General features: G+C 65.2%; 20 protein-coding genes and 1 other RNA gene. 10 read left to right on the top strand and 11 right to left on the bottom strand.

Annotated elements, in window-relative coordinates:
• Nucleotides 1-116 precede the first annotated feature (116 nt).
• From HCU76_RS08470 to ompA, 11 genes are all read right to left on the bottom strand, one after another.
• Entirely contained in the window at nucleotides 117-941 is an 825-nt protein-coding gene (locus HCU76_RS08470; protein WP_213955652.1) for a molybdopterin-binding protein, read from the bottom strand.
• Entirely contained in the window at nucleotides 938-1,816 is an 879-nt protein-coding gene (locus tag HCU76_RS08475; protein WP_213955651.1) for an EI24 domain-containing protein, read from the bottom strand. The genes HCU76_RS08470 and HCU76_RS08475 overlap by 4 nt, the downstream gene beginning before the upstream one ends.
• 16 nt (nucleotides 1,817-1,832) lie before the next feature.
• The gene (locus HCU76_RS08480) at nucleotides 1,833-2,807 is read right to left on the bottom strand and encodes a sterol desaturase family protein (protein ID WP_213955650.1); all 975 of its coding nucleotides are present in this window, start codon (nucleotides 2,805-2,807) and stop codon (nucleotides 1,833-1,835) included.
• 14 nt (nucleotides 2,808-2,821) lie between these two features.
• Entirely contained in the window at nucleotides 2,822-3,622 is an 801-nt protein-coding gene (locus HCU76_RS08485; protein ID WP_213955649.1) for a polysaccharide deacetylase family protein, read from the bottom strand.
• Nucleotides 3,609-4,601: a YncE family protein gene (locus tag HCU76_RS08490; protein ID WP_213955648.1), complete on the bottom strand. Its 993-nt coding sequence runs from the start codon at nucleotides 4,599-4,601 to the stop codon at nucleotides 3,609-3,611. The genes HCU76_RS08485 and HCU76_RS08490 overlap by 14 nt, the downstream gene beginning before the upstream one ends.
• Before the next feature lie 74 nt (nucleotides 4,602-4,675).
• Complete coding sequence (locus HCU76_RS08495) at nucleotides 4,676-5,407, bottom strand: 16S rRNA pseudouridine(516) synthase (protein ID WP_213955761.1); 732 nt, start codon at nucleotides 5,405-5,407, stop codon at nucleotides 4,676-4,678.
• A gap of 133 nt (nucleotides 5,408-5,540) precedes the next feature.
• Nucleotides 5,541-7,136 (bottom strand): methyltransferase regulatory domain-containing protein, encoded by a 1,596-nt coding sequence (locus tag HCU76_RS08500; protein ID WP_213955647.1) that lies wholly within the window; start codon nucleotides 7,134-7,136, stop codon nucleotides 5,541-5,543.
• A 308-nt stretch (nucleotides 7,137-7,444) separates the two neighbouring features.
• Nucleotides 7,445-7,831, bottom strand: a transfer-messenger RNA (tmRNA) gene (gene ssrA / locus HCU76_RS08505).
• Between the two features lie 12 nt (nucleotides 7,832-7,843).
• Nucleotides 7,844-8,512: an HAD family hydrolase gene (locus HCU76_RS08510; RefSeq protein ID WP_213955760.1), complete on the bottom strand. Its 669-nt coding sequence runs from the start codon at nucleotides 8,510-8,512 to the stop codon at nucleotides 7,844-7,846.
• Nucleotides 8,512-9,231: a bifunctional 2-polyprenyl-6-hydroxyphenol methylase/3-demethylubiquinol 3-O-methyltransferase UbiG gene (gene ubiG, locus HCU76_RS08515; protein WP_213955646.1), complete on the bottom strand. Its 720-nt coding sequence runs from the start codon at nucleotides 9,229-9,231 to the stop codon at nucleotides 8,512-8,514. The genes HCU76_RS08510 and ubiG overlap by 1 nt, the downstream gene beginning before the upstream one ends.
• A gap of 69 nt (nucleotides 9,232-9,300) precedes the next feature.
• Complete coding sequence (ompA, locus tag HCU76_RS08520) at nucleotides 9,301-9,942, bottom strand: outer membrane protein OmpA (RefSeq protein ID WP_213955645.1); 642 nt, start codon at nucleotides 9,940-9,942, stop codon at nucleotides 9,301-9,303.
• Nucleotides 9,943-10,166: 224 nt separating this feature from the next.
• On the opposite strand from ompA, the gene gyrA reads away from it, so the two are divergent.
• The 10 genes from gyrA to lapB all read left to right on the top strand — a co-directional run bounded on the left by gyrA (nucleotide 10,167) and on the right by lapB (nucleotide 22,586).
• Nucleotides 10,167-12,797 (top strand): DNA gyrase subunit A, encoded by a 2,631-nt coding sequence (gyrA, locus tag HCU76_RS08525; RefSeq protein WP_213955644.1) that lies wholly within the window; start codon nucleotides 10,167-10,169, stop codon nucleotides 12,795-12,797.
• 14 nt (nucleotides 12,798-12,811) lie between these two features.
• On the top strand, nucleotides 12,812-13,402 hold the full coding sequence (locus HCU76_RS08530; RefSeq protein ID WP_213955643.1) for a DUF2059 domain-containing protein: 591 nt from the start codon (nucleotides 12,812-12,814) through the stop codon (nucleotides 13,400-13,402).
• Nucleotides 13,402-14,520 carry a 3-phosphoserine/phosphohydroxythreonine transaminase gene (gene serC / locus HCU76_RS08535; protein ID WP_213955759.1) on the top strand — a complete coding sequence of 373 codons (1,119 nt, stop codon included), beginning with the start codon at nucleotides 13,402-13,404 and terminating at the stop codon, nucleotides 14,518-14,520. Before HCU76_RS08530 ends, serC begins: the two co-directional genes overlap by 1 nt.
• Nucleotides 14,513-15,637 carry a prephenate dehydratase gene (pheA, locus tag HCU76_RS08540; RefSeq protein ID WP_213955642.1) on the top strand — a complete coding sequence of 375 codons (1,125 nt, stop codon included), beginning with the start codon at nucleotides 14,513-14,515 and terminating at the stop codon, nucleotides 15,635-15,637. Before serC ends, pheA begins: the two co-directional genes overlap by 8 nt.
• Nucleotides 15,638-15,650: 13 nt before the next feature.
• Nucleotides 15,651-16,529, top strand: a complete 879-nt coding sequence (locus HCU76_RS08545; protein WP_213955641.1) for a prephenate dehydrogenase/arogenate dehydrogenase family protein — start codon at nucleotides 15,651-15,653, stop codon at nucleotides 16,527-16,529.
• A gap of 2 nt (nucleotides 16,530-16,531) precedes the next feature.
• Nucleotides 16,532-18,523, top strand: a complete 1,992-nt coding sequence (locus HCU76_RS08550) for a bifunctional 3-phosphoshikimate 1-carboxyvinyltransferase/cytidylate kinase (protein WP_218509007.1) — start codon at nucleotides 16,532-16,534, stop codon at nucleotides 18,521-18,523.
• Between the two features lie 188 nt (nucleotides 18,524-18,711).
• A complete protein-coding gene (rpsA, locus tag HCU76_RS08555) occupies nucleotides 18,712-20,400 on the top strand; it encodes a 30S ribosomal protein S1 (RefSeq protein ID WP_213955639.1) in 1,689 nt (562 codons plus the stop codon).
• Between the two features lie 138 nt (nucleotides 20,401-20,538).
• A complete protein-coding gene (locus HCU76_RS08560) occupies nucleotides 20,539-20,859 on the top strand; it encodes an integration host factor subunit beta (RefSeq protein ID WP_213955638.1) in 321 nt (106 codons plus the stop codon).
• 211 nt (nucleotides 20,860-21,070) lie between these two features.
• Nucleotides 21,071-21,415: a lipopolysaccharide assembly LapA domain-containing protein gene (locus HCU76_RS08565; protein WP_213955637.1), complete on the top strand. Its 345-nt coding sequence runs from the start codon at nucleotides 21,071-21,073 to the stop codon at nucleotides 21,413-21,415.
• Nucleotides 21,405-22,586 (top strand): lipopolysaccharide assembly protein LapB, encoded by a 1,182-nt coding sequence (gene lapB, locus HCU76_RS08570; protein WP_213955636.1) that lies wholly within the window; start codon nucleotides 21,405-21,407, stop codon nucleotides 22,584-22,586. The genes HCU76_RS08565 and lapB overlap by 11 nt, the downstream gene beginning before the upstream one ends.
• The last annotated feature ends 69 nt before the right edge of the window (nucleotides 22,587-22,655 follow it).

A 22,655-nucleotide genomic window follows, 5' to 3' on the forward strand; every position in this document is an offset into this window, starting at 1 on the left:
AATTCAGGGGTGGGGAATGCAGTTTCTGTGCCATTGTCAGCGCGTGCGACAGGGGCTTCGAATACGCCGTTTGGCCCTGATGGGAGGCATATTCTCCTCTTTTGGTGCGCACACTTTCAACGCACCATTTCGGGGCCGAGGCGTGCATTAAAACAGTGCAGGCCCTCGATGAGCTGTTGGTACGCCGCGGCCAAGCCCTCGGCATGGCCCTTCACGCCCAGTTCGATATGGCGGCCGTGCTCGGGGTGGTCGACGCTCGGCAGGCTGAACACCTTCACGCCCGGATGCGTGCGCTCGACGGCTTCCATCAGGGGCGTGAGGGTGGCCTCCATCGCACCATAGACGATCACGGATTTCTCCGCGCTGCGCCCTCGTGCGAACAGGTCGGCATAGCGCGCATCGAGGACCGATTCGATCATCGGCCAGGCCATCACCGGAAAGCCGGGCACGAAGTGCACGTCGGCCACGCTGAAGCCCGGAATCTTGTTGTACGGGTTGCGGATGATCGTCGCGCCTTGCGGGAACACGCCCATGTTGAGCCGATGCACGTTATCGGGGCGGTCGGGTTCGTAGGTGATGCCTTGCTCGGCCGCGGTGTCGCGCATGCGCTCGCGGATGAGGGCCTCGGCCTCCGGATGCAAGGCGAGCGGCCGGCCGAGCGCGGCCGCGGCGCACTGGCGCGTGTGATCGTCGGGCGTGGCGCCGATGCCACCGGTGGAAAAGACGATGTCGCCGGACGCGAAGGCGCGCTTGAGCACCGCGGTGATGCGCTGCGGCGTGTCGCCGACGTACTCCGCCCAATCGAGCTGCAGGCCGCGCGCCGTCAGCAGTTCGATGACCTTGGGCATGTGCTTGTCGAGGCGCTTGCCCGAGAGGATTTCGTCGCCGACGACGATCAGGCCAAAGGACCGCGGCCCCGCGCCGCTCGTTTCGCTTTTCATGGTGCTCCCCATTGAGTCTGGATGGCCCTGTCCCCATCGTGCGGCAGGGCCGGGCGGTTGCCGTTGGCATTGGGCACGGTGCGTTGCGCACGCAGTTGCGCCAGGGCGTCGAGGCAGTAGTGCGCGAACCACAGCGCCGAGAACGCGAACACCAGCGTGTAGATCCAGATCGCGATCGGCGCCAGCACGAAGAAGCCGGCGGCAAACAGAAGGCCGGACGCCCAGACGATGCTGGGCGCAGCGCCCAGATAGCCGCACAGCACGCCGATGCCCAGCAACGGCAGGCGGTGGGTGCGCAACAGCGTCGTACGCTCCTCGGCATTGGCATGCTCGGCCAGCGCATCGAAGCTCATCACGCGGTAGGTGAGCCAGCCCCAGATCAGCGGCGGCAGGACCAGCACCAGCGGCGGCACCAGCCACAGCGGCATCGACACCACCAGGGCAATCAGCGCCAGCAGCGTGAGCCCCAACGCCCGGATCACGCTCCAGATGAGCGGAGGCCCCTTCTTGTGTTCCAGCATCGGGAAGCGCCTCGTGGCCACGAGCCGTGTCAGCGCCGGCGCCATGAGGCCCGACACGATCAGCAGCGAGACCAGCACGATGGCCGGCGTTGCCGCCAGCACCACCACCAATTGCGCCAGCATGCCCGAGATGTCACCGGTGAAGAGGCGCCCGATCCAGCCCCAGAAATTCGCCAGCAGCGGCCAGGAATCCAGCGTTGCACGCGTCCAGACGACGGCCGGCTCCCAGAAAAAATAGCCGAGACAGGCCGCCAGCGCCACCATCAACACCAACGGCAAGAACGACAGCAATATCACGCGCGGGCGCAGGCAATAAGCAGCTGCGCGCCAGAAGGAATCGAGAAGAATACGCATCGGCTGCGAGGATACGCTACCGCTCACGACCGACCATGCGCCGCAAGCCCGTCCATTGCTGCGCCCAGAAGCCGCGTCCGTAGTCGCGCACGCGGCCCGATGCATCGGGCTCGACCTGGTCGCGGATGCCGGTGGGGTCATAGCGATGTTCGAAGTCCACGGTGCGAAACAGCATGTCCCACCAGGGCAGCAGCACGCCGAAGTTGTGGCCACCCAGCGTGGTGGGGCCGTTCGACTCGTGGCCGATGCCGATGCTGTGGTGCACTCGGTGAAAACGCGGGCTGATCCAGAGCCGCTCGCCGATCGCGCCGAAGGACAGGCGCAAGTTGGCATGCTGCAGGCTCTCGCTGAGCTGCGTGAAGGCGACGATGGCGATGAACTGCCCCGGCGCCACGCCGATGAGCTGCGCCACCACCACGATGATCGTGTCGTGGATGACGTCGTCGAGCAGATGGTTGCGGTTGTCGCTCCACATCGTCATCTGTCGCTGCGAATGGTGCAGCGAATGCAGGCCCCACCACCAGTTGAAGCGGTGCTGCCCGCGGTGGATGAGGTACTCGACGAAATCGAGCACGACCAGGTAGATCGCGAAGGCGACCCAGGGCACGTCGGTGACGCCCGGCCAGAGGTCGTCCAGATGGAGCGAGCCCCATCCGTCGGCGCGCAACGGGCCCAGCGCGTCGTCGAACAGCGGTTGCAGCAGGAAGAACATGCCGAGCCGGAACAACCCTAGCCGATGGATCAGCGTGTAGAGCACGTCGACGCGAATCGCGCGCCGGTCCGTCACCGCCTCGACCGGTCGCCAGCGCTGCAACGGCCCGATCAGCGCGATCAGGATGGCGATCTGGATGAGCCCGACCAGCACCCACCCGGTCGCGTCGAATGCATCCTCGACGAGGCCGCCCAGCCCCGCCGCGTACACGAGCGGCTGCACTGCCGCCTCGAACAGCCACTGCTGCAGCGCGGCGAATTGGTCAGTGAGCCATTCCATATCAGCCGTCCAACTCAAGAATGCGCAGCGATCCAGGCCTTGTAGTCGGGATGCTGGCGCAGCGTCTGGAAGCAGAAGCCCTTTTCCTTCAGGCCCACGATCAGCGGCTCCAGGTCGGCCGGCGCCCACGGATCCTTGCGCGACCAGATGCCCAGGTGCGCCAGCAGGATGTCGCCCGGGCGGATGCGGTCCAGGGCCTGCGCCAGCAGCTTCTCGTTGCTGTAGGTCTCGCTCGGCAGTTCGTCGCCGAGGAAGCCGGCCGGCGACCAGCCCACATGCTCGTAGCCACAGGCCTTGGCGGCGGCGAGCAGCTTCGGCGACGTCTTGCCGCCCGGCGCGCGGAACAGCGGCAGCGGTTGCTTGCCGGTGACATAGGCCAGCCGATCGGCCGCCTTGGCGATGTTTTCGCAGTACTGCGCCGCCGTCCAGGTGAACTCGCGGCCGGCAAACGCGCCCATCGACGGCCGCACGCGGAAGCGCGGCTCGATGCTCTTGTCGTCGCCGCGCCAGTAGACATGGTCGTAGGTGTGCGAGCCGAACTCGTTGCCCTCGGCGGCACGCGCCTTCCACCAGGCGGCCCAGTGGTTGTCGAGGCTGTCGCCCTCGGTCTGCGTACGCTCGGCGGCGGCGAAGAAGGTCACCCGCACGTTCTGCCGCTTCAGCACCTCGGCAAAGAGCGGCGCCACGCCCATGTGGCCCGTGTCGACCGTCAGATACACCGGCTTATCGCAGGACGTTTGCGCGACTGCGCCGGTGGTGCCTGCAAGGGCCGCAACCAGGAGGACGGCAAGCTGCAGGGACTTAACGCGCGCCATGGTCGAGCGTCCAGACGCCGTGCGGCGAGCGACCCACGTTCACCTGATGCACGACCTTGTGCGACGCCAGGTCCACCACGCTGAGCTTCTTGGCCCAGCGCGAGGTCACCAGCAGCGTCTTGCCGTCGGCCGACACGTCCATGCAGTCGGGGCCGCCCGGCACCGGGTAGTCGTCGGTCACCTTGAGCGTCTGGAGGTCGATGCGGCTGACGCTGTTCGACACCCGATTGCTGACGAACACCGTCTTGCCGTCGCCTGCGGCGCGGAAGGCGTGCGCGCCCTTGCCGGTGGGGATCTTGCCGGTCACCTTGGGCTGTGGGCCGGACACGTCGAACACCTGCACGCCATCACTGCCGGTCAGGCCGACGAGCAGCGTCTTGTCGCCGTTGATGCCGAAGATGTCCGCCGGCATCGCGCCGGTGGGAATGCGCCACTTGATCGCCTGCGTGGCCAGGTCGACCGCGATCAGCTCGTCGCTGTCTTGCATGGTCACGTAGGCCGTGGTGCTGGTCTTGTCGATCCAGATGTGGCTCGGCGTCTTGCCGGTGGCGATGCGCTTGGCCAGCTTCAGTTCCTTGCCGTCCCAGCGAAAGATGTCGACGTGATTGAGCCGGTTGCCCGCGGTCACGAACCACTTCATGTCGCGCGAGAACTGCAGTTGGTACGGATCGATGATCCCGTGCACCACGCGCTGCACCTCGGCCGTGCGCGGGTTCAGGAACGTGAGCGAATCGCCGGCCGAGTTGGCGACGATGAGTGATTGCTCGTCGGGCGTGAGGTAGAGGTGATGCGGCTCCTTGCCGGTCGGGATGCGCTGCTTCTCCGCCCAGGTGGCGGGGTCGATCACGCTGACAGTGGCGTCGAGCGAATTCAGCACGAAGACCGGTGGCGGCTCGGCCGCGACGGCGGTCGTGAGGGTCGCAGCCAGGGACAACAAAAAGGCCGCGATGCGGCCGGTCGGGGAAGCAGAAATTCGCAAGGGGAGGTTCCGTAAGAGGGCACTCGAATTTTAACGGCCGGGCCGGACCTGCGGCTGACCGGGGCAATGGGTGTTCAGTGCTGTTTTTGGCGCAGCGACTCGACCTGTCCAGCCGTGAGCCAGCGCCACTGCCCCGGTGCCAGGTCCGGCGGCAGCGCGAGTCGACCGATCGACGAACGATGCAATCCCTCCACCCGGTTGCCTACCGCCGCCACCATCCGCTTGACTTGGTGATACTTGCCTTCGGTCAGCGTCAGGCGCAGGTGCAGCGGCCCGACCGCCTCGCAGGCCGCGGCGCGCACCGGCTTCGGATCGTCGTCGAGCACCACGCCGGCCAGCAGCTTCTGCACCTGCACCTCGTCCAGCGGATGCTTCACCGTGACCTCGTACACCTTCGGCACATGGTGCTTGGGCGAGCCCATCCGGTGGATGAACTGGCCGTCGTCCGTCAGGAGCAACAGGCCGGTGGTGTCCTGGTCGAGCCGACCGATCGCCTGAACGCCCTGCACCGCACCCTTGTTCGGGCGCAGGCGCAAGGGCGACGGCAGCAGCGTGTAGATGCTGGGCCAGGTCGAGGGCTTTTGCGAGCACTCGGTGCCGGCCGGCTTGTGCAGCATCAGGTAGGCCTTCTCGTGGAACCCCCACTCGGTGCCCTGTACGGTGAAGCGCAGCCCATCGGGCTCCAGCTCGGCGAATGGGTCCGTTTCAACGGCGCCAGCGATGGATACATGGCCTTGCTGCACCAGGCCGGCACACACGCGACGGGTTCCGAAGCCCTGGCAGTAAAGAATTTCCTGGAGTTGCACGATTTCAATGACCGGAAGGATGACGCGAGGCATTCGCGCCGAAGCAGGGATTGTTGCCGACGGCGCCGCCAGCCGGCGGGGCGCCAGATCGACGGGACGCCATCGAAGAGGCCCGCAAGGCCAGCCGCCGGCTTCAGGCTGCAAGCAATCCCTTGCGACGCAAGTCCTGCAGAGCGAGCGCCACTTGCTGCGCAGCGAACTCGCGCAGCACCGATTCATCCTTCAATGGTTGTTCATTCTTGATGAACCGGATACGCCCCGCACGCGCTTCCGCTACCAGATGGTCTGCCAGCGCGTCATGCCCATGCGAGCCATCCAGCAAGGGCAAGAGGCAGCGCTCGAGCGGCGACAACGCAACGCTCTCATGCCACAAGTTGCAAGCCTGGGCGCTCGGGCCCGTGTGCAGCGCGAGGCCCGGCAAGCTGCGCACCGCCGCCAACGCGCGCGGCCTCTCCGTCACTGTCACTGCCGCCCCGAACGGACTCCGGCGCAAACGCACCGCGCCCAGGATGAGCAACTCCTCCAGCATGGCCATGACGAATGGCTCGACCGCATCACGCGGCTCGCCGGTGCGCGCGGCCACCTCGTCCAGCAATACATCGGGCAAGACGGCCGCCGGATAGTGCTGGTCCAGCACTTGCGCCACTGCCTTGTGGACCGGCAGGCGCAACGTGAGCTTCTGGTTGCGCAACGCGGTGCAGGGCTGCTCGGGCCCATCGAGCTTGATGGCGCCGCCATCATCCGGCAGGAACACCCCTGCATAAGCGAGCGAGCGCAGGCGTGCCGGATCGAGCCGATAGCGGATCTGTCCCGCCCGCTCCTTCCTGACCAGCAGCGTCTGCCGGAAAGTGCGGTTGACCAGGAAGTCGAGGTACTGTTCCATCATCACCTGGCTGCCGCCGCATTCGCGCAACAAGGGCTCGCGAACTTTCTCGCCATAGTTCTGCACGAACATCGTCGACGGCTCTGCATCGGCCAGGTAGGCCAGCCCGTACGCATCGGCGCGTTCGACGAATTCCTTGAAGTAGCACGGTGCATTGCAGGGCTCGAGGAACTCGTGCAGCAGGTAGGCGCTGCTCGCATTGCGCACGATCGGCATCGCTTCCTCGAGCGTCTTCTCGAGCACGCTGTCCTTCCGGGCCGATTGCTCGAGGAACTCCAGCATGCCGCGCGCGAACGACAGTTTTTCTTCCGGCGCGTCACGCGGCCCGCCGCGCAGGATCATGGCGTCGCGCACGATCTCGCGCGACTTCCAGCCCGGATAGACGTTGTAGCTCACGTAGGCCACGCCATTCGGCGCAAGATTCTCGGAGCACACCCGCAGGATCGCCGACTGGACCGTGGGCGGAACCCAGCTGTAGACGCCGTGGCAGACGATGTAGTCGAACTTGCCGAAGGACGCGTCGATGTCGTGGATGTCGAAGGCGCGCAAGCCGACGTTGCCAAGCCCCGCCTGCTCGATCGCCGCGGCACCTTGCCCGACCTGTACCGGCGAAACATCCACGCCGATCGCCCTGCCAGCGGGATGCCGCGCCGCGAAGGGTATGAGGTTGCCGCCAGCCGCGCAGCCCAGTTCCAGCACGCGGGCCACGGCCGGCGGCTCCGCCTCCAGGCCGAACAGGTACGCCAGCGCCTCCAGGTGTTCGGGCGCCGACTGCGGAAAGGGATGGGAGTCGTACGGGACCGCGTCGTAGTAACTCGTGATCGCGCTCGTCAGCTTGTCCGGCATGTAGTTTTCCTGAGAGAAGAAAGACAGGCCAGCAACGCGGGCCCCGGGCAAGACCTAATGTAGTCTCGCGGGGCAAAAAAAGCCGCGCCTGGGCGGGGCGCGGCCCTTCCAGGTCCTTCTCCCAGCTCTTCCCAGCTCTTCCCAGTTCTTCCCAGCTCTTCCCGGCATTTCCTGCATTTCCCGACACTCCCGACACCTCTGACATCTCTGACACTCCCGGAGGCGGGCTGCATCTCAGCCACCAGCGCGGCGCCGGAAAGTGTCGCGCAAGAAAAAGGGCCCGGAGATCATCCGGGCCCTCTTGTGTGTGGTGGAGCTGGGGGGATTTGAACCCCCGTCCGCAAGCCTTCTTCGCGCAGTTCTACATGTTTAGTGATCTGATTTGAGTCTCGCTTCCGGAGTCGCGCAGTCACACGCTAAACCGGACGCCAGCACCCTATTTTCTCGCCCCGACCCAAGGTACCCGGATCGAAGCCAGCCCATGTAATTATCTTTGCAGCCGGGAGGTTTCAGATTGCTCTGTCACCCCCTTGCCCAGCCCATCGGCCTGCTGTTGCAAAGCTCACTGGCAATTAAGCAGCGAGTGCGAAACGTTCGTCGTTTGCAGTTAGTTTGTTTGAATCTGTTTTACGAGCGCATTCAGCTCGACATGCCCCGCTGCGATTCCGAACCCACGTCGAAACCAGTGCAGCCCCAAGCCCGCTATTCTAGGCCTGCTGGAGTACCTGCAAGAGTCCCAAGGGTGAAGCGATGGCCGCATTCGCCTGCCAGACGGTGGCATCGGCCTCCTCGCCAAGGTAGCCGTAGGTCGCCGCGACCGTCTGCATGCCAGCGGCGCGCCCGGCCAGGATGTCGCGATGGTCGTCGCCCACGTAGATGCAACGGGCCGGGTCGATGCGCAACCGCCGCGCCGCTTCGAACAGCGGCTCGGGGTGCGGCTTGGCGAAGGGCGTTGTGTCGCCGCTGATGATGGCGCCGGCGCTTGCGAACAGCGGGATCGATCGCGTCAGCGGCACCGTGAAACGCTCCGACTTGTTGGTCACCACACCCCAGCCGAGCCCGCGCGCGCACAACGCTTCGACCAACTCGGGCACGCCGTCGAAAATAAAGGTGTTTTCCAGCATGCGCGTCTCGTAGTTCACATAGAACTCCTCGCGCAATTCCTCGAACTCCACTGCTTCCGGCGTGATGCCGAAAGCGATCCCCAGCATTCCCCGCGCGCCCGCCCCGGCCATCGGCCGATACAACGCCGAGTCCAGCGAGGTCATGCCGCGGTCAGTACGCATCTTGTCAGCGGCGGCACCCAGATCGGGCGCGCTGTCGATCAGCGTGCCGTCGAGGTCGAACAGCACGGCTTGGACTTCATGGAAAAGCATCACGGGGCGGCTGGCGGTCGTTGGGTTGCAAACATGTAGTTGACGCTGGTGTCGTCATTGAGCCAGTACCGACGCGTGACCGGGTTGTGCTGCAGGCCGCGGGTCTCGCGCAGCACCAGTCTCGCTGCGCGGCAGTGCGCGGCGAGTTCGCTCGGTCGGATCAGTTTCTGGTATTCGTGCGTGCCGCGCGGCAACATGTTGAGCAGGTATTCGGCCCCGACGATGGCGAGCATGAATGCCTTGAGGTTGCGGTTGATGGTCGAGAAGAACACCCAGCCACCCGGCTTCACCAGCGTCGCACAGGACTTGACGACCGAGGCCGGGTCCGGCACGTGTTCCAGCATCTCCATGCATGTCACCACGTCGAACTCGTCCGGCGCCTCGGCCGCAATGGCCTCGGCACTCACCTCGCGGTACTTGACGTTGCGGGTGCCGGCTTCGAGCGCGTGCAACTGCGCCACCTTGAGCGCCTTGGCGGCCAGGTCGATGCCGAGTACGTCGGCGCCCTTGCGCGCCATCGAGTCGGCCAGGATGCCGCCACCGCAACCGACATCGAGCACGCGCTTGCCGCCGATCGGAGAAATTCCGTCAATCCAGTCAAGCCGCAATGGATTGATTTCATGAAGTGGCCGGAATTCGCTCTCCAGATCCCACCAGCGATGTGCCAGTTCGGAAAACTTGGCCAATTCGGCCGGGTCCGCATTCAAGCTATTTGTCATCCCGCGATTATGAATGGCGCATAAAAAAACCCCGCCGTGGCGGGGTTCCTCAAGATCCTTGCGGAGTGCTTAGTTGGCGCGGGTACCAACCACTTCGATTTCCACGCGACGGTTCTTGGCGCGGCCTTCCTTGGTGCGGTTGTCCGCAACAGGTTGCTTCTCGCCCTTGCCTTCGGTGTAGACGCGGTTGCGTTCGATGCCCTTCGAGACCAGGTAGGCCTTGACAGCTTCTGCGCGGCGGACCGACAGGCGTTGGTTGTAAGCGTCAGAGCCGATCGAGTCGGTGTGGCCGACGGCGATGATGACTTCGAGGTTCACGCCCTTGATCTTCGAGACCAGGTCGTCCAGCTTGGCGCGGCCTTCCGGCTTCAGGACCGACTTGTCGAAGTCGAAGAATGCGTCAGCAGCGAAGGTGACCTTCGAAGCGGCGACCTGCGGCGGGGGAACCGGCACAGGCGGCGCCGGCGTCGCGACAGGAGCGGCGGGAACCAAGGCACCGTCGCAACCGACAGCGGCGGTGGCGGGCGTCCAGTTCGAATCGCGCCAGCACAGTTCGTTCGTGCCGTTCCTCCAGACCAGTTGACCAGCGCTGTCTTGCCAGTTGTCGATCACGGGGCCGCCGTTTGCTGCGGTGACACGGGTCTGCGCGCCGGCGGCAGTGGCGAGCGCAGCGACTGCAAACATCATCGCCACTTTATTCAGTTTCTTCATGGTTCTCCTCTTGGGGAAAAAGCCGCAGCCGCGCTGCGAATCAAGGACGCTTTAAGTGACCACCACCCAAAACGTTGGGACGATTCTGCCACAGGGACCTTGGCAAACAGGCCGCCGGAGCGCCCGGAATCGCCGGACGGAGCCGGAATAGCCGCCTTGTGTTGCGGCGGTGCGACACCCGCCGGGGCGTAAAATTTCGCCTCCTTGCTGTCTGCGTACTGCTCATGACCTCGTTCGCCAAAGAAACCTTACCTATCAGTCTCGAAGAGGAGATGCGTCGCAGTTACCTCGACTACGCCATGAGCGTGATCGTCGGTCGCGCCCTGCCGGACGCCCGTGATGGCCTCAAACCGGTGCATCGCCGCGTGCTATATGCGATGCACGAACTCAACAACGACTGGAACCGCCCCTACAAGAAGTCGGCCCGCATCGTCGGGGACGTGATCGGCAAGTACCACCCGCACGGCGACCAGTCGGTGTACGACACCATCGTGCGGATGGCGCAGAACTTCTCGATGCGCCACATGCTGGTGGACGGCCAGGGCAATTTTGGTTCTGTCGATGGCGACCAGGCCGCGGCGATGCGCTATACCGAAATCCGGCTCGCCAAAATTGCGCATGAAATGCTCGGCGATATCGACAAGGAAACGGTCGATTTTCAGGACAATTACGACGGCTCCGAAAAAGAGCCCGCGGTATTGCCGAGCAAGCTGCCAAATCTGCTGGTCAATGGCGCCGGCGGCATTGCGGTCGGCATGGCCACCAACATCCCGCCGCACAACCTGAACGAAGTCGTCGACGCCTGCCTGCACCTGCTGCGCCACCCCGACGCCAGCATCGACGACCTGATGGAAATCGTGCCCGCGCCCGACTTCCCCACGGCCGGCATCATCTACGGCATCAACGGCATCAAGGAAGGTTACCGAACCGGTCGCGGCAAGGTCGTGATGCGGGCGCGCTGCCACTTCGAGGAGATCGACCGCGGCCAGCGCCAGGCCATCATCGTCGATGAGTTGCCCTACCAGGTGAACAAGAAGACGCTGCAGGAGCGCATGGCCGAGCTGGTGCACGAGAAGAAGATCGAAGGCATCAGCCACATCCAGGACGAATCCGACAAGTCGGGCATGCGCCTGGTGATCGAGCTCAAGCGCGGCGAAGTCCCCGAGGTGGTGCTGAACAATCTCTACAAGCAGACGCAGCTGCAGGACACCTTCGGCATGAACATGGTGGCGCTGGTCGACGGCCAACCCAAGCTCTGCAACCTGAAGGACCTGATCCAGGTCTTCCTGCAGCACCGCCGCGAAGTGGTGACGCGCCGCACGGTGTTCAACCTGCGCAAGGCGCGCGAACGCGGCCACGTGCTGGAAGGCCTGGCTGTGGCGCTGGCCAACATCGACGATTTCATCGCCATCATCCGCAACGCCCCGACCCCGCCCGTCGCCAAGACCGAGTTGATGTCGCGCCGCTGGGACAGCAAGCTGGTGCGCGAGATGCTCACCCGCACCCGCGCCGACGGCGGCGTGGTAAATGCCGACGACTACCGCCCCGACGGCCTCGAAGCCGACTTCGGCATGGCTGCCGATGGCCTCTACCGCCTCTCGGAAACGCAGGCGCAGGAAATCCTGCAGATGCGGCTGCAACGCCTGACCGGCCTGGAGCAGGACAAGATCGTCGTCGAGTACAAGGAAGTGATGGCCGAGATCGAGGACCTGCTGGACATCCTCGCCAAGCCCGAGCGGGTGTCGGTCATCATCGGTGACGAGCTGACCACCATCAAGCAGGAGTTCGGCCAGACCAAGCTGGGCGCACGCCGCAGCCAGGTCGAGCACAGCGCCTTCGACCTGTCGACCGAAGACCTGATCACGCCAACCGACATGGTGGTGACGCTCTCGCACAGCGGCTACATCAAGAGCCAGCCGCTCGGCGAATACCGCGCGCAGAAGCGCGGCGGGCGCGGCAAGCAGGCCACGGCGACCAAGGAAGACGACTGGATCGACCAGCTCTTCATCGCCAACACGCACGACTACATCCTGTGCTTCTCGAACCGCGGCCGGCTCTACTGGCTCAAGGTGTGGGAAGTGCCGGCAGGCTCGCGCGGCTCGCGTGGACGGCCGATCGTCAACATGTTCCCGCTGCAGGAAGGCGAGAAGATCAACGTCGTACTCGCCCTCACCGGCGAGAAGCGCACCTTCCCGGCCAACCAGTACGTTTTCATGGCCACCTCGATGGGCACGGTCAAGAAGACCACGCTCGATGAATTCAGCAACCCGCGCAAGGCCGGCATCATCGCGGTCGACCTCGATCCGGGCGACTACCTCGTCGGCGCCGCGCTGACGGACGGCGCACATGACGTGATGCTGTTCTCCGACGGCGGCAAAGCGGTGCGTTTCGATGAGAACGACGTGCGCCCGATGGGCCGCAACGCTCGCGGCGTGCGCGGCATGACGCTGGAAGACGGCCAGGGCGTGATCGCCATGCTGGTGGCCGAGGACGAACAACAAAGCGTCCTCACCGCCACTGAAAATGGTTACGGCAAACGTACAAGCATTACCGAATACACGCGTCATGGCCGGGGAACCAAAGGCATGATTGCGATTCAACAAAGCGAGCGCAATGGGAAGGTCGTCGCGGCGACGCTCGTGCACGCTGACGACGAGATCATGCTGATCACCGACAAGGGTGTTCTGGTGCGCACCCGGGTCGCGGAAATCCGCGAACTGGGACGGGCCACGCAAGGCGTCACATTGATCGGACTCGACGAAGGCGCAAAGCTCAGCGGGCTGCAGCGCATCGTGGAGAACGACGCCAACACCGACGCCGACTCCAATCCTGAAGAAACCAATCCAACATCCTGAACGGAAATTACCGAATGAAAAAACTCAAGCTCGCCATCCTCGCCACCGCCATGGCCGCCACCAGCTCGATCGGCTGGGCGCAAGACGGCAAGGCCGCCCTGGTCAAGCAGTTCATCGATCTGCAACGGCCCGGCATCGAAGTACTGGCGCGCGTGCTCGTCGAAGACTCCAGTGCCCAGATCGCCCAGGCCGGTTCGGGTTACCTGCAGACCCAGGTACCGGCCGACAAGCGCGAGGCCGCAGCCAAGGCAGCGGACGCCGAGCTCAAGAAGTATTTCGACGATGCCTACCCTTACGTGCGCGACAGGGCCATTGCATTGGCGCCTGGCGCGCTGGGACCGGTCCTGAGCGACTCCTTTACCGAAGACGAACTGAAGCAACTGATCGCGTGGCTGAATTCGCCGCTCAGCAAGAAGTACGAGGAAGTCAATCCCAAGCTTCGCAATGCGCTGACCGAAAAGCTCGTGGCCGAAACCAAGCCGACCATCGAGCCGAAGATGCGTGCACTGGATGCCGCCGTGGCCAAGGCCCTCGGCGCGCCGACCGGCGGTGGTGGCGGCGGCGGTCAAGGCGCGGCGCCTGCCAAGGCGCCCGCCAAGAAGTGATGCCCGCGCAGGGCAAGCGTCCATACAACTTCTCCGCCGGCCCGGCTGCCATGCCGGAAGCCGTGCTGCGCCGCGCCGCCGACGAGATGCTCGACTGGCGTGGCAGCGGCATGGGCGTGATGGAAATGAGCCATCGCGGCAAGGAATTCGGCATCATCCTGGCGCAGGCCGAAAGCGACTTGCGCGCGCTGCTCGCGATTCCCGAGCACTTCCACGTCCTGTTCATGCAGGGTGGCGGGCTCGGCGAGAACGCCATCGTGCCGCTCAACCTGTCGCGCGGCACCCAGGCCGACTTCGTGATCACCGGCAGCTGGAGCATCAAGTCGCACAAGGAAGCGCAGCGCTATTGCGACGCGCGCATCATCGCAAGCAACGCCGCCGACGGCCACACGGCCCTGCCCGATGCGGCAAGCTGGCAGCTCAATGCCGGCGCCTCGTATGTGCACGTCTGCACCAACGAGACCATCAACGGCATCGAGTTCCAGGAGTTGCCCGATCTGGCGGCGCTGGGCAGCAAGGCGCCGTTGGCGATCGACTTCTCATCGCACGTCGCTTCGCGCCCGGTCGACTGGCGTCGTGTCGGGCTGGCCTTTGGTGGCGCGCAGAAGAACCTGGGCCCGGCCGGACTCACCATCGTGGTCGTTCGCGACGAGTTGCTAGGCCATGCGCTGCAGATCTGCCCGAGCGCCTTCAACTACAAGACGGTGGCAGACAACCAGTCGATGTACAACACCCCGCCGACCTGGGGCATCTACGTGGCCGGGCTCACCTTCCAGTGGCTGCGCGAGCAGACCGAAGGTGGGCTCACCGGCATCGAGGCCATGGAGCAGCGCAACATCGCCAAGGCGAAGCTGCTCTATGACTTCATCGACGGTTCGGGCTTCTATCTGAACAAGGTACGCCCGGACTGTCGCTCGCGCATGAACGTGCCCTTCTTCCTGGCCGACGAGAGCCGCAACGAGGCCTTCCTGGCCAAGGCGCGCGAGGCCGGGCTGTTGCAACTCAAGGGCCATAAATCGGTCGGTGGCATGCGGGCCAGCATCTACAACGCGATGCCGCTTTCGGGCGTGCAGGCGCTGGTCGACTGCATGCGAGAATTTGAGCAATCGCATGCCTGACAACGCCTCCTCCCCTCCCCAACCGCCCACCGACGCTTCTGCCAGCCTGGCAGGACTGCGCGTACAGATCGACGCGCTCGACCAGAAGCTGCTCGGCCTGCTGAACGAACGTGCCCATGTGGCCGAACTGGTCGGCGAGATCAAGAAGCGCGAAGGCACGCCCTATTTCCGCCCCGACCGCGTCGCGCAGGTCATCGACAAGATGGAGCGCAGCAACCCGGGGCCGCTGAAGGGGCCGCACGTGGCCGCCATCTGGCGCGAGATCATGTCGGCCTGCCTCGCGCTCGAGTCGCCCCAACGCGTGGCGGTGCTCGGCCCCGAGGGCACCTTCTGCGAACAGGCGGCCATCGAGTACTTCGGCGGCGCGGCCGACCTGGTCTACTGCGCCAACTTCGACGAGGTGTTCCACGCCACGGCCGGCGGCAGCGCCCAATACGGAGTGGTCGGGGTGGAGAACTCGAACGAAGGCGTGGTCACGCGTTCGCTCGACATGTTCCTGCATTCGCCGGCGCACGTGGTCGGCGAAGTCAGCCTGCTGGTGCGTCACAACCTGATGCGCAAGGAGAATTCGCTCGACGGCGTCGAGGCAGTCCTCGCCCATCCGCAGGCGCTGGCGCAGTGCCAGAGCTGGCTGGCCAAGCACCTGCCCGGCGTCGAGCGGCGCGCCGTGTCGAGCAATGCCGAAGGCGCGCGGCTCGCCGCAGAGAACCCGGCGTGGGCCGCATTGGCCAGCGAGCGCGCCGCGACGCGCTTCGGGCTGCACATCGTGGCCCACGCCATCCAGGACGATGCCTACAACCGTACCCGCTTCGCCATCATCTGCCTGCCGCAGACGCTGGCCATGCCGCCGGCTTCAGGGCGCGACTGCACCAGCCTCATCGTCTCGGTGCCGAACCGGCCGGGCGCTGTGCACGACCTGCTGGTGCCGCTGAAGACAAATGGCGTGTCGATGACGCGCTTCGAGTCGCGGCCGGCGCGCACCGGGCAGTGGGAGTACTACTTCTACATCGACCTCGACGGTCATCCGTCGCAGCCGCATGTGGCGGCCGCACTGGCCGAGTTGCGAACCCTGTGCGCCTTCTACAAGGTGCTGGGCGCCTATCCCGTGACCGCCTGACACCGATCGCCTCATGGTCGAGCAACTCGGACTGATCGGCTGCGGCCTGATAGGTGGCTCCTTCTCGCTCGCGCTGAAGAAGGCCAAGCTGGTCAAGCGGGTGGTGGGCTACAGCAAGTCGCCCTCGACCACCGAGCGAGCCCGGCAGCTTGGCGCCATCGACGTGGCGGCGCCATCGGCCTTGCTGGCCGTGTCGGGCGCGGACCTGGTCCTGATCGCCGTGCCGGTCTCCGCGTCCGAAGCCACGTTCAAGGCGATTCGCCACGGCATCTCGGACGGCACGCTGGTCATGGACGTGGGTTCGACCAAGGGCGACGTGATCGAGGCGGCGCGACGCGGACTGCAGGAACAGTTCGGCTGCTTCGTGCCGGCGCATCCGATCGCGGGCAAGGAGGTGTCGGGCATCGAACACGCCGAAGCGGGCTTGTTCAAGGGCCGGCAGGTGGTTTTGACGCCGGTCAAGGCCACGCGTCGCTCGCTGGTCCAGACCGCGACGCGCACCTGGACGGCCGTCGGCGCCGACGTCATCCAGATGTCGCATGAAGACCATGACAGCGCCTTTGCCGCCGTCAGCCACCTGCCGCATCTGCTGGCCTTCGCCTTCATCAACGGCATCGCGGGACAGGAGAACGGCGAGCGCTTCATGCGACTTGCCGGGACGGGCTTTCGCGATTTCTCGCGCATCGCGGCCAGCGACCCGGCCGTGTGGCGCGACATTCTCCTGGCCAACCGGGAACAGGTGCTGGCGCAGACCCGCAGCTTTCGCGAGGCGCTCGAAACCCTCGAACTGATGGTCGCCACCGGCGATGCACAAGGCCTTGAAAACGCCATCGAGTCGGCCCGGCGCGTGCGCGCCCAATGGCAACCCGGCGGCGCGATGCCCGCCGACTGAACATGTTCTCCACTGATTTCCTCGACATTCCGCCATTGACAGAGGCGGCCGGCACCGTTCGCCTGCCCGGTTCCAAGAGCATTTCCAACCGCGTGCTGCTGTTGGCGGCGCTGGCCAGCGGAACGACCAGGGTGCACGACCTGCTCGACTCGGACGACACCCGCGTGATGCTCGCGGCACTGGCGCAGTTGGGCTGCGGTATCGAACAGGCCGATGGCACCCTGCGCATCACTGGCCTCGGCGGCAAGTTTTCGAACCCGCAAGCCAATCTGTTCATGGGCAACGCGGGCACCGCGATGCGACCGCTGACGGCGGCGCTCTCCTTGCTGGGCGGTGATTTCGAACTCAGCGGCGTGCCCCGCATGCACGAGCGGCCGATCGGCGACCTGGTCGATGCGCTCACCCAGCTCGGTTGCCACATCGACTACCTGGGCAATCCGGGCTATCCGCCGCTCCGGATTCATCCGGTGACGCTGCAGTCGCTGCAGCTCGACACGCCGATTCGCGTGCGTGGCGACGTATCGAGCCAGTTCCTCACAGCCCTGCTGATGGCACTGCCGCTGGCCAGCCGCCGCGACATCACGATCGACGTGGTCGGGGAATTGATTTCCAAGCCCTACATCGAGATCACGCTCAACCTGCTGGCGCGCTTCGGCATCCATGTCCGGCGCGAAGGCTGGCAGCGGTTCACCATTCCGGCGGGGAGTCGGTACCAGTCGCCGGGCGAAATCCACGTCGAGGCCGATGCGTCGTCCGCCAGCTATTTCATTGCGCTGGGCGCCATCGCCAGCGAGGGACTGCGGATCGAGGGCGTCGGCGCCGAATCGATCCAGGGCGACATCCGCTTCGTCGAAGCCGCCGGGCAGATGGGCGCGCGGATCGAGAGCGGCTCGAACTGGTTGCGGGTCGCGCGGGGCGCCTGGCCATTGAAGGCGATCACGCTGGACTGCAACCACATCCCGGATGCAGCCATGACGCTGGCGGTGATGGCGCTGTACGCCGACGGACCGACCACGCTGACCAATATCGCGAGTTGGCGCGTCAAGGAAACCGACCGCATCGACGCGATGGCCAACGAGTTGGTCAAGCTCGGCGCCAGGGTCGAGGCGGGCCCGGATTTCATCCGCGTGTTTCCGCTCGCTGCCGACGGCTGGCGCGCGGCCCGCATCAAGACCTACGACGACCATCGGGTGGCCATGTGCTTCTCGCTGGCGGCTTTCAACCCGGCGTCGATCCCGGTTCGCATCCTGGACCCGCATTGCGTGGCAAAGACATTCCCGGACTACTTCGAGACGCTGTTTTCGGTGGTCCGGCCGCTCAGCGTGCCAGTGATCTGCATCGACGGCCCGACCGCTTCCGGCAAGGGCACGCTGGCCGTGGAAGTGGCGCACGCGCTCGGCTACCACTATCTGGATTCGGGTGCGCTCTACCGCGTGACCGGGCTTGCCATGCGCCGCGCCGGGCTGGAAGCCGATCCGGCGCAAGAGATGCAGATCGCCGACCTGGCGCGCACCCTGCCGCTGCGCTTCGACGCCGGCAAGGTGATGCTCGCCGGCGAGGACGTGAGCGACGCGATCCGCTCGGAAGCAGCCGGCATGGACGCCTCGCGCGTCTCGGCCCTGCCCGCCGTGCGTGCAGCCCTGAAGGATCTGCAGGTCAGCTTCCGGGCGCTTCCGGGACTGGTCGCCGACGGCCGCGACATGGGCACGGTGATCTTCCCGGACGCCCCGCTCAAGGTGTACCTGACCGCGAGCGCCGCCCAGCGCGCCGAGCGCCGGTATAAGCAGTTGATTTCAAAGGGAATTTCGACTACACTCGACAGTCTTCGGTCCGACTTGGAAGCACGAGACCTGCGCGATTCATCCCGCAGCGTCGCGCCCCTCAAGCCGGCAGAAGATGCCCGCCGCCTGGACAATTCCAATCTGTCGATCGAGCAATCGGTCAACGAGGTCTTGAACTGGTGGCAGCAGGTGCAACCTTTCAGTGGACGCTGAAAGGCGGCGCTACACAACCCACCGGTCCGCCGGAGGGTGTTTCCGTCCAGCAGGTCCCCGCCGCGCGACAGCGCACTGACCTTCTGGTTTTTTAACTTAACCGGGCCCCAAGCCCACAACCGCCGTCTACAGATACACGCCAGCTGCAATGGTGCAGCTGCAAACCCTGCCTGACGGAAGGAACATACATGTCTGAATCTTTTGCCGACCTATTCGAAGAATCCCTGAAGCGTTCCGAAATGCGCACCGGCGAGGTCATCACCGCCGAAGTCGTGCGTGTCGAGCACAACCACGTCGTGGTCAACGCAGGCCTCAAGTCCGAAGCCTATGTGCCTATCGAAGAGTTCAAGAACGACAAGGGTGAACTCGAAGTCCAGGCCGGCGATTTCGTTTCGGTTGCCATCGGCAGCGTCGAAAACGGCTACGGCGACACCATCCTCTCGCGCGACACCGCCAAGCGCCTCGCTTCGTGGCTCGCACTGGAAAAGGCACTCGAGTCGGGCGACTTCGTCACCGGCACGACCAGCGGCAAGGTCAAGGGCGGCCTCACGGTCCTCGTCAACGGCATCCGCGCATTCCTGCCGGGCTCGCTGATCGACACGCGTCCGATCAAGGACCTGACCCCGTACGAGAACAAGACCCTCGAATTCAAGGTCATCAAGCTCGACCGCAAGCGCAACAACGTCGTGTTGTCGCGTCGTGCCGTGGTCGAAGCCAGCATGGGCGAAGAACGCGCCAAGCTGATGGAAACCCTGAAGGAAGGCGCTGTTGTCCGAGGCGTGGTCAAGAACATCACCGAATACGGTGCGTTCGTGGACCTCGGCGGCATCGACGGCCTGCTGCACATCACCGACATGGCGTGGCGCCGCGTTCGCCACCCGAGCGAAGTGGTGCAAGCCGGCCAGGAAATCACAGCGAAGATCCTCAAGTTCGACACGGAAAAGAACCGCGTCTCGCTGGGTCTCAAGCAGATGGGCGACGACCCGTGGATGGGCGTTTCGCGCCGCTACCCGCAAGGCACCCGCCTGTTCGGCAAGGTCACGAACATTGCCGACTACGGCGCGTTCGTCGAACTCGAACCCGGCATCGAAGGCCTGGTGCACGTCTCCGAAATGGACTGGACCAACAAGAACATCGCTCCGAACAAGATCGTCTCGCTGGGCGATGAAGTCGAAGTCATGGTCCTCGAAATCGACGAAGACAAGCGCCGCATCAGCCTTGGCATGAAGCAGTGCAAGGCCAACCCGTGGCAAGAGTTCGCGCAGAACACCAAGCGCGGCGACCGCGTCAAGGGCCCGATCAAGTCGATCACCGACTTCGGCGTGTTCGTGGGTCTGGCTGCCGGCATCGACGGCTTGGTTCACCTGTCCGACCTCTCGTGGAACGAAGCCGGCGAAACCGCCGTTCGCAACTACAAGAAGGGCCAGGAAGTGGAAGCGCTGGTGTTGGCAGTCGACGTCGACCGCGAACGCATCAGCCTCGGCATCAAGCAGCTCGACAGCGACCCCTTCACGACGTTCACCACCGTGAACGACAAGGGCCAGGTCGTGACCGGCAAGGTCAAGACGGTTGACGCACGCGGCGCCGAGATCGACCTCGGCGACGACATCCTCGGCTACCTGCGCGCCAGCGAAATCTCCCGCGATCGCGTGGAAGATGCACGCAACGTGCTGAAGGAAGGCGACGAAGTCACGGCCGTGGTGGTGAACGTGGATCGCAAGACCCGCAACATCCAGCTGTCGATCAAGCAGAAGGACATGGCCGACGAACAAGGCGCCATGGCCACGCTGAGCCAGCAGTCGTCGCGTGAAAACGCCGGCACCACCAGCCTGGGCGCCCTGCTGCGCGCCAAGCTGGACAACAACGACAACAAGTGATCTTGAATCCGGACCGGCCGTGCGAGCGGTGGGTCCGGAGATGAAATCATCTGCTGTTGAACGGGACAGACTGGCGGGCGTTAAGCTCGCCGCTCTGTCCCTTTTTTCGCCTTCCAGTTTCCTGCCGACCCTGACTCAATGACCCGCTCCGACCTCGTCGAAGAACTCGCCGCCCGCTTTGCGCAACTCACGCACCGCGACGCCGAGTACGCCGTCAAGACCATCCTCGACGCCATGGGTGACGCCCTGGTGCGCGGGCATCGGATCGAGATCCGTGGCTTCGGCAGCTTCTCGGTGAGCCGCAGGCCGCCGCGCATCGGACGCAACCCGCGCTCCGGCGAGAGCGTGCAGGTGCCCGAGAAACGCGTGCCGCACTTCAAGCCGGGCAAGGCCCTGCGCGAAGCCGTGGACGCCCGTACAGCCGAACTCGACGCCCAGGCGCAACGCGGCAAGCCCTGACGCCGTCAAGCAGGCACCAATAGAGCGACCTGCAACAGACAATTCGCAAGTGCCTGCCGCGCCAGCGACGCGCATGGCGGCGTTGCAAATGCTCGCAATAGCAATGGCTATTGCTGCGCTTTGCGCCTTGCCCTGCGCCCCGCTGACGCAGCCTTCACTCGCGAATCGACTGCTACAGGCCACTAAAATCGGGCCGCCAACGGGGAACCCGATGAAATACATCCTGTGGCTGCTCAAGGCAGCCATTTTTTTTACCCTCTTCGCGTTTGCGCTGAACAACCAGCACGATGCGACGGTGAACTTTTTCTTCGGCACCTACTGGCGTGCGCCACTGGTGCTGGTGGTGCTCGTCGCCTTTGCGGGCGGGCTGGTGGTGGGCGCGCTCGGGATGCTGCCGGGCTGGTGGAAGCATCGCAGCGGCGCCGCGAATCAGCGGCTCGCCGAATCCTCCTCCGCATCTGCCGCCGCCATCCCGCCGGCGCCTGCCGCGGCAGCCGACGCCGCGGCCGCGTCACCCCCCACTGACCTGCCGATCGTGCGCCAACATGGACTTTGACTACACATGGCTGCTGGCGGGCCTGCCGCTGGCCTTCGTCCTTGGCTGGCTGGCGTCCCGCTTCGATCTGCGGCAGTTGAAGCTTGAAAACCGCCAGGCGCCCAAGGCCTACTTCCGCGGCCTCAACTTCCTGCTGAACGAGCAGCAGGACAAGGCCATCGACGCATTCATCGAGGCAGTGCAGAACGACCCCGACACGCAGGAGTTGCACTTTGCGCTCGGCAATCTGTTCCGGCGTCGCGGCGAGTACCAGCGCGCGGTGCGCGTGCACGAACACCTGCTCGGCCGTGGCGACCTGAGCCGGGACGACCGCGACCGGGCACAGCATGCGCTGGCGCAGGACTTCCTTCGCGCCGGCCTGCTCGACAGGGCCGAGGCCGCATTGCAGAAGTTGGAAGGCACGCGCTACGAGACCGAGTCGCGACTGGCACTGCTGGCCATCTACGAGCGTTCCCGCGAATGGGCGCAGGCCGCCACGGTGGCGCAGAAGTTGGACGAATCGGACCAGGCCAGCTACGCCACGCGGCGCGCGCACCACCTGTGCGAGCAGGCGGCGGAGCGGACAACCGCAGGGGATCTCGACGCTGCCGGCGAACTGCTGCGGCAGGCGGTAGAACTCGCCCCGCAGGCGCCGCGGCCGGCGATCGACACGGCCAACCTCCAGTTGCGTAACGGTGAAGCGGCCGCCGCGTTCGATACGCTTGCCAACCTCTGCGACAACGCGCCGCTGGCCTTGCCGCTGTTCGCGGCGGCCTTGCAGCAGGCCGCCATCGCCTCGCAACGCACCGGTGAAGCGATCGCACTGCTGCAGCGGCGCTATGCCGCGTCGCCCTCGATCGATGTGCTGGAGGCGATCATCGCGCTGGGCGGAAATCCGAAGGTGCCCGACCAGGACCAGCCCGCGGATACGCCGCCAGAACCCCGCGACGGCTACATCGCGCACCTGGCGCACCATCCCTCGCTGGTGGCCGCTTCGCGCTGGCTCTCCGGCGAGCACTTCACGCGCGAGCAATTCCACCCGCAGGTGCAACGCGCACTCGACCAGGCCACGCGACCGCTGATGCGCTATCGCTGCGCGGCGTGCGGCTTCGAGGCGCACCAGTACTTCTGGCATTGCCCTGGTTGCCAGGCGTGGGACAGCTATCCGCCGCGCCGCGTCGAGGAACTGTAGGTTCGTGATCGCACGGGCCGGTCAACGAACCGGACGCGAACACCGTTGAAACGAGGCCGCCGCGCAGCG

The sequence above is a fragment of the Variovorax sp. dw_308 genome (genome assembly GCF_019207085.1).
GTDB lineage: Bacteria > Pseudomonadota > Gammaproteobacteria > Burkholderiales > Burkholderiaceae_C > Variovorax.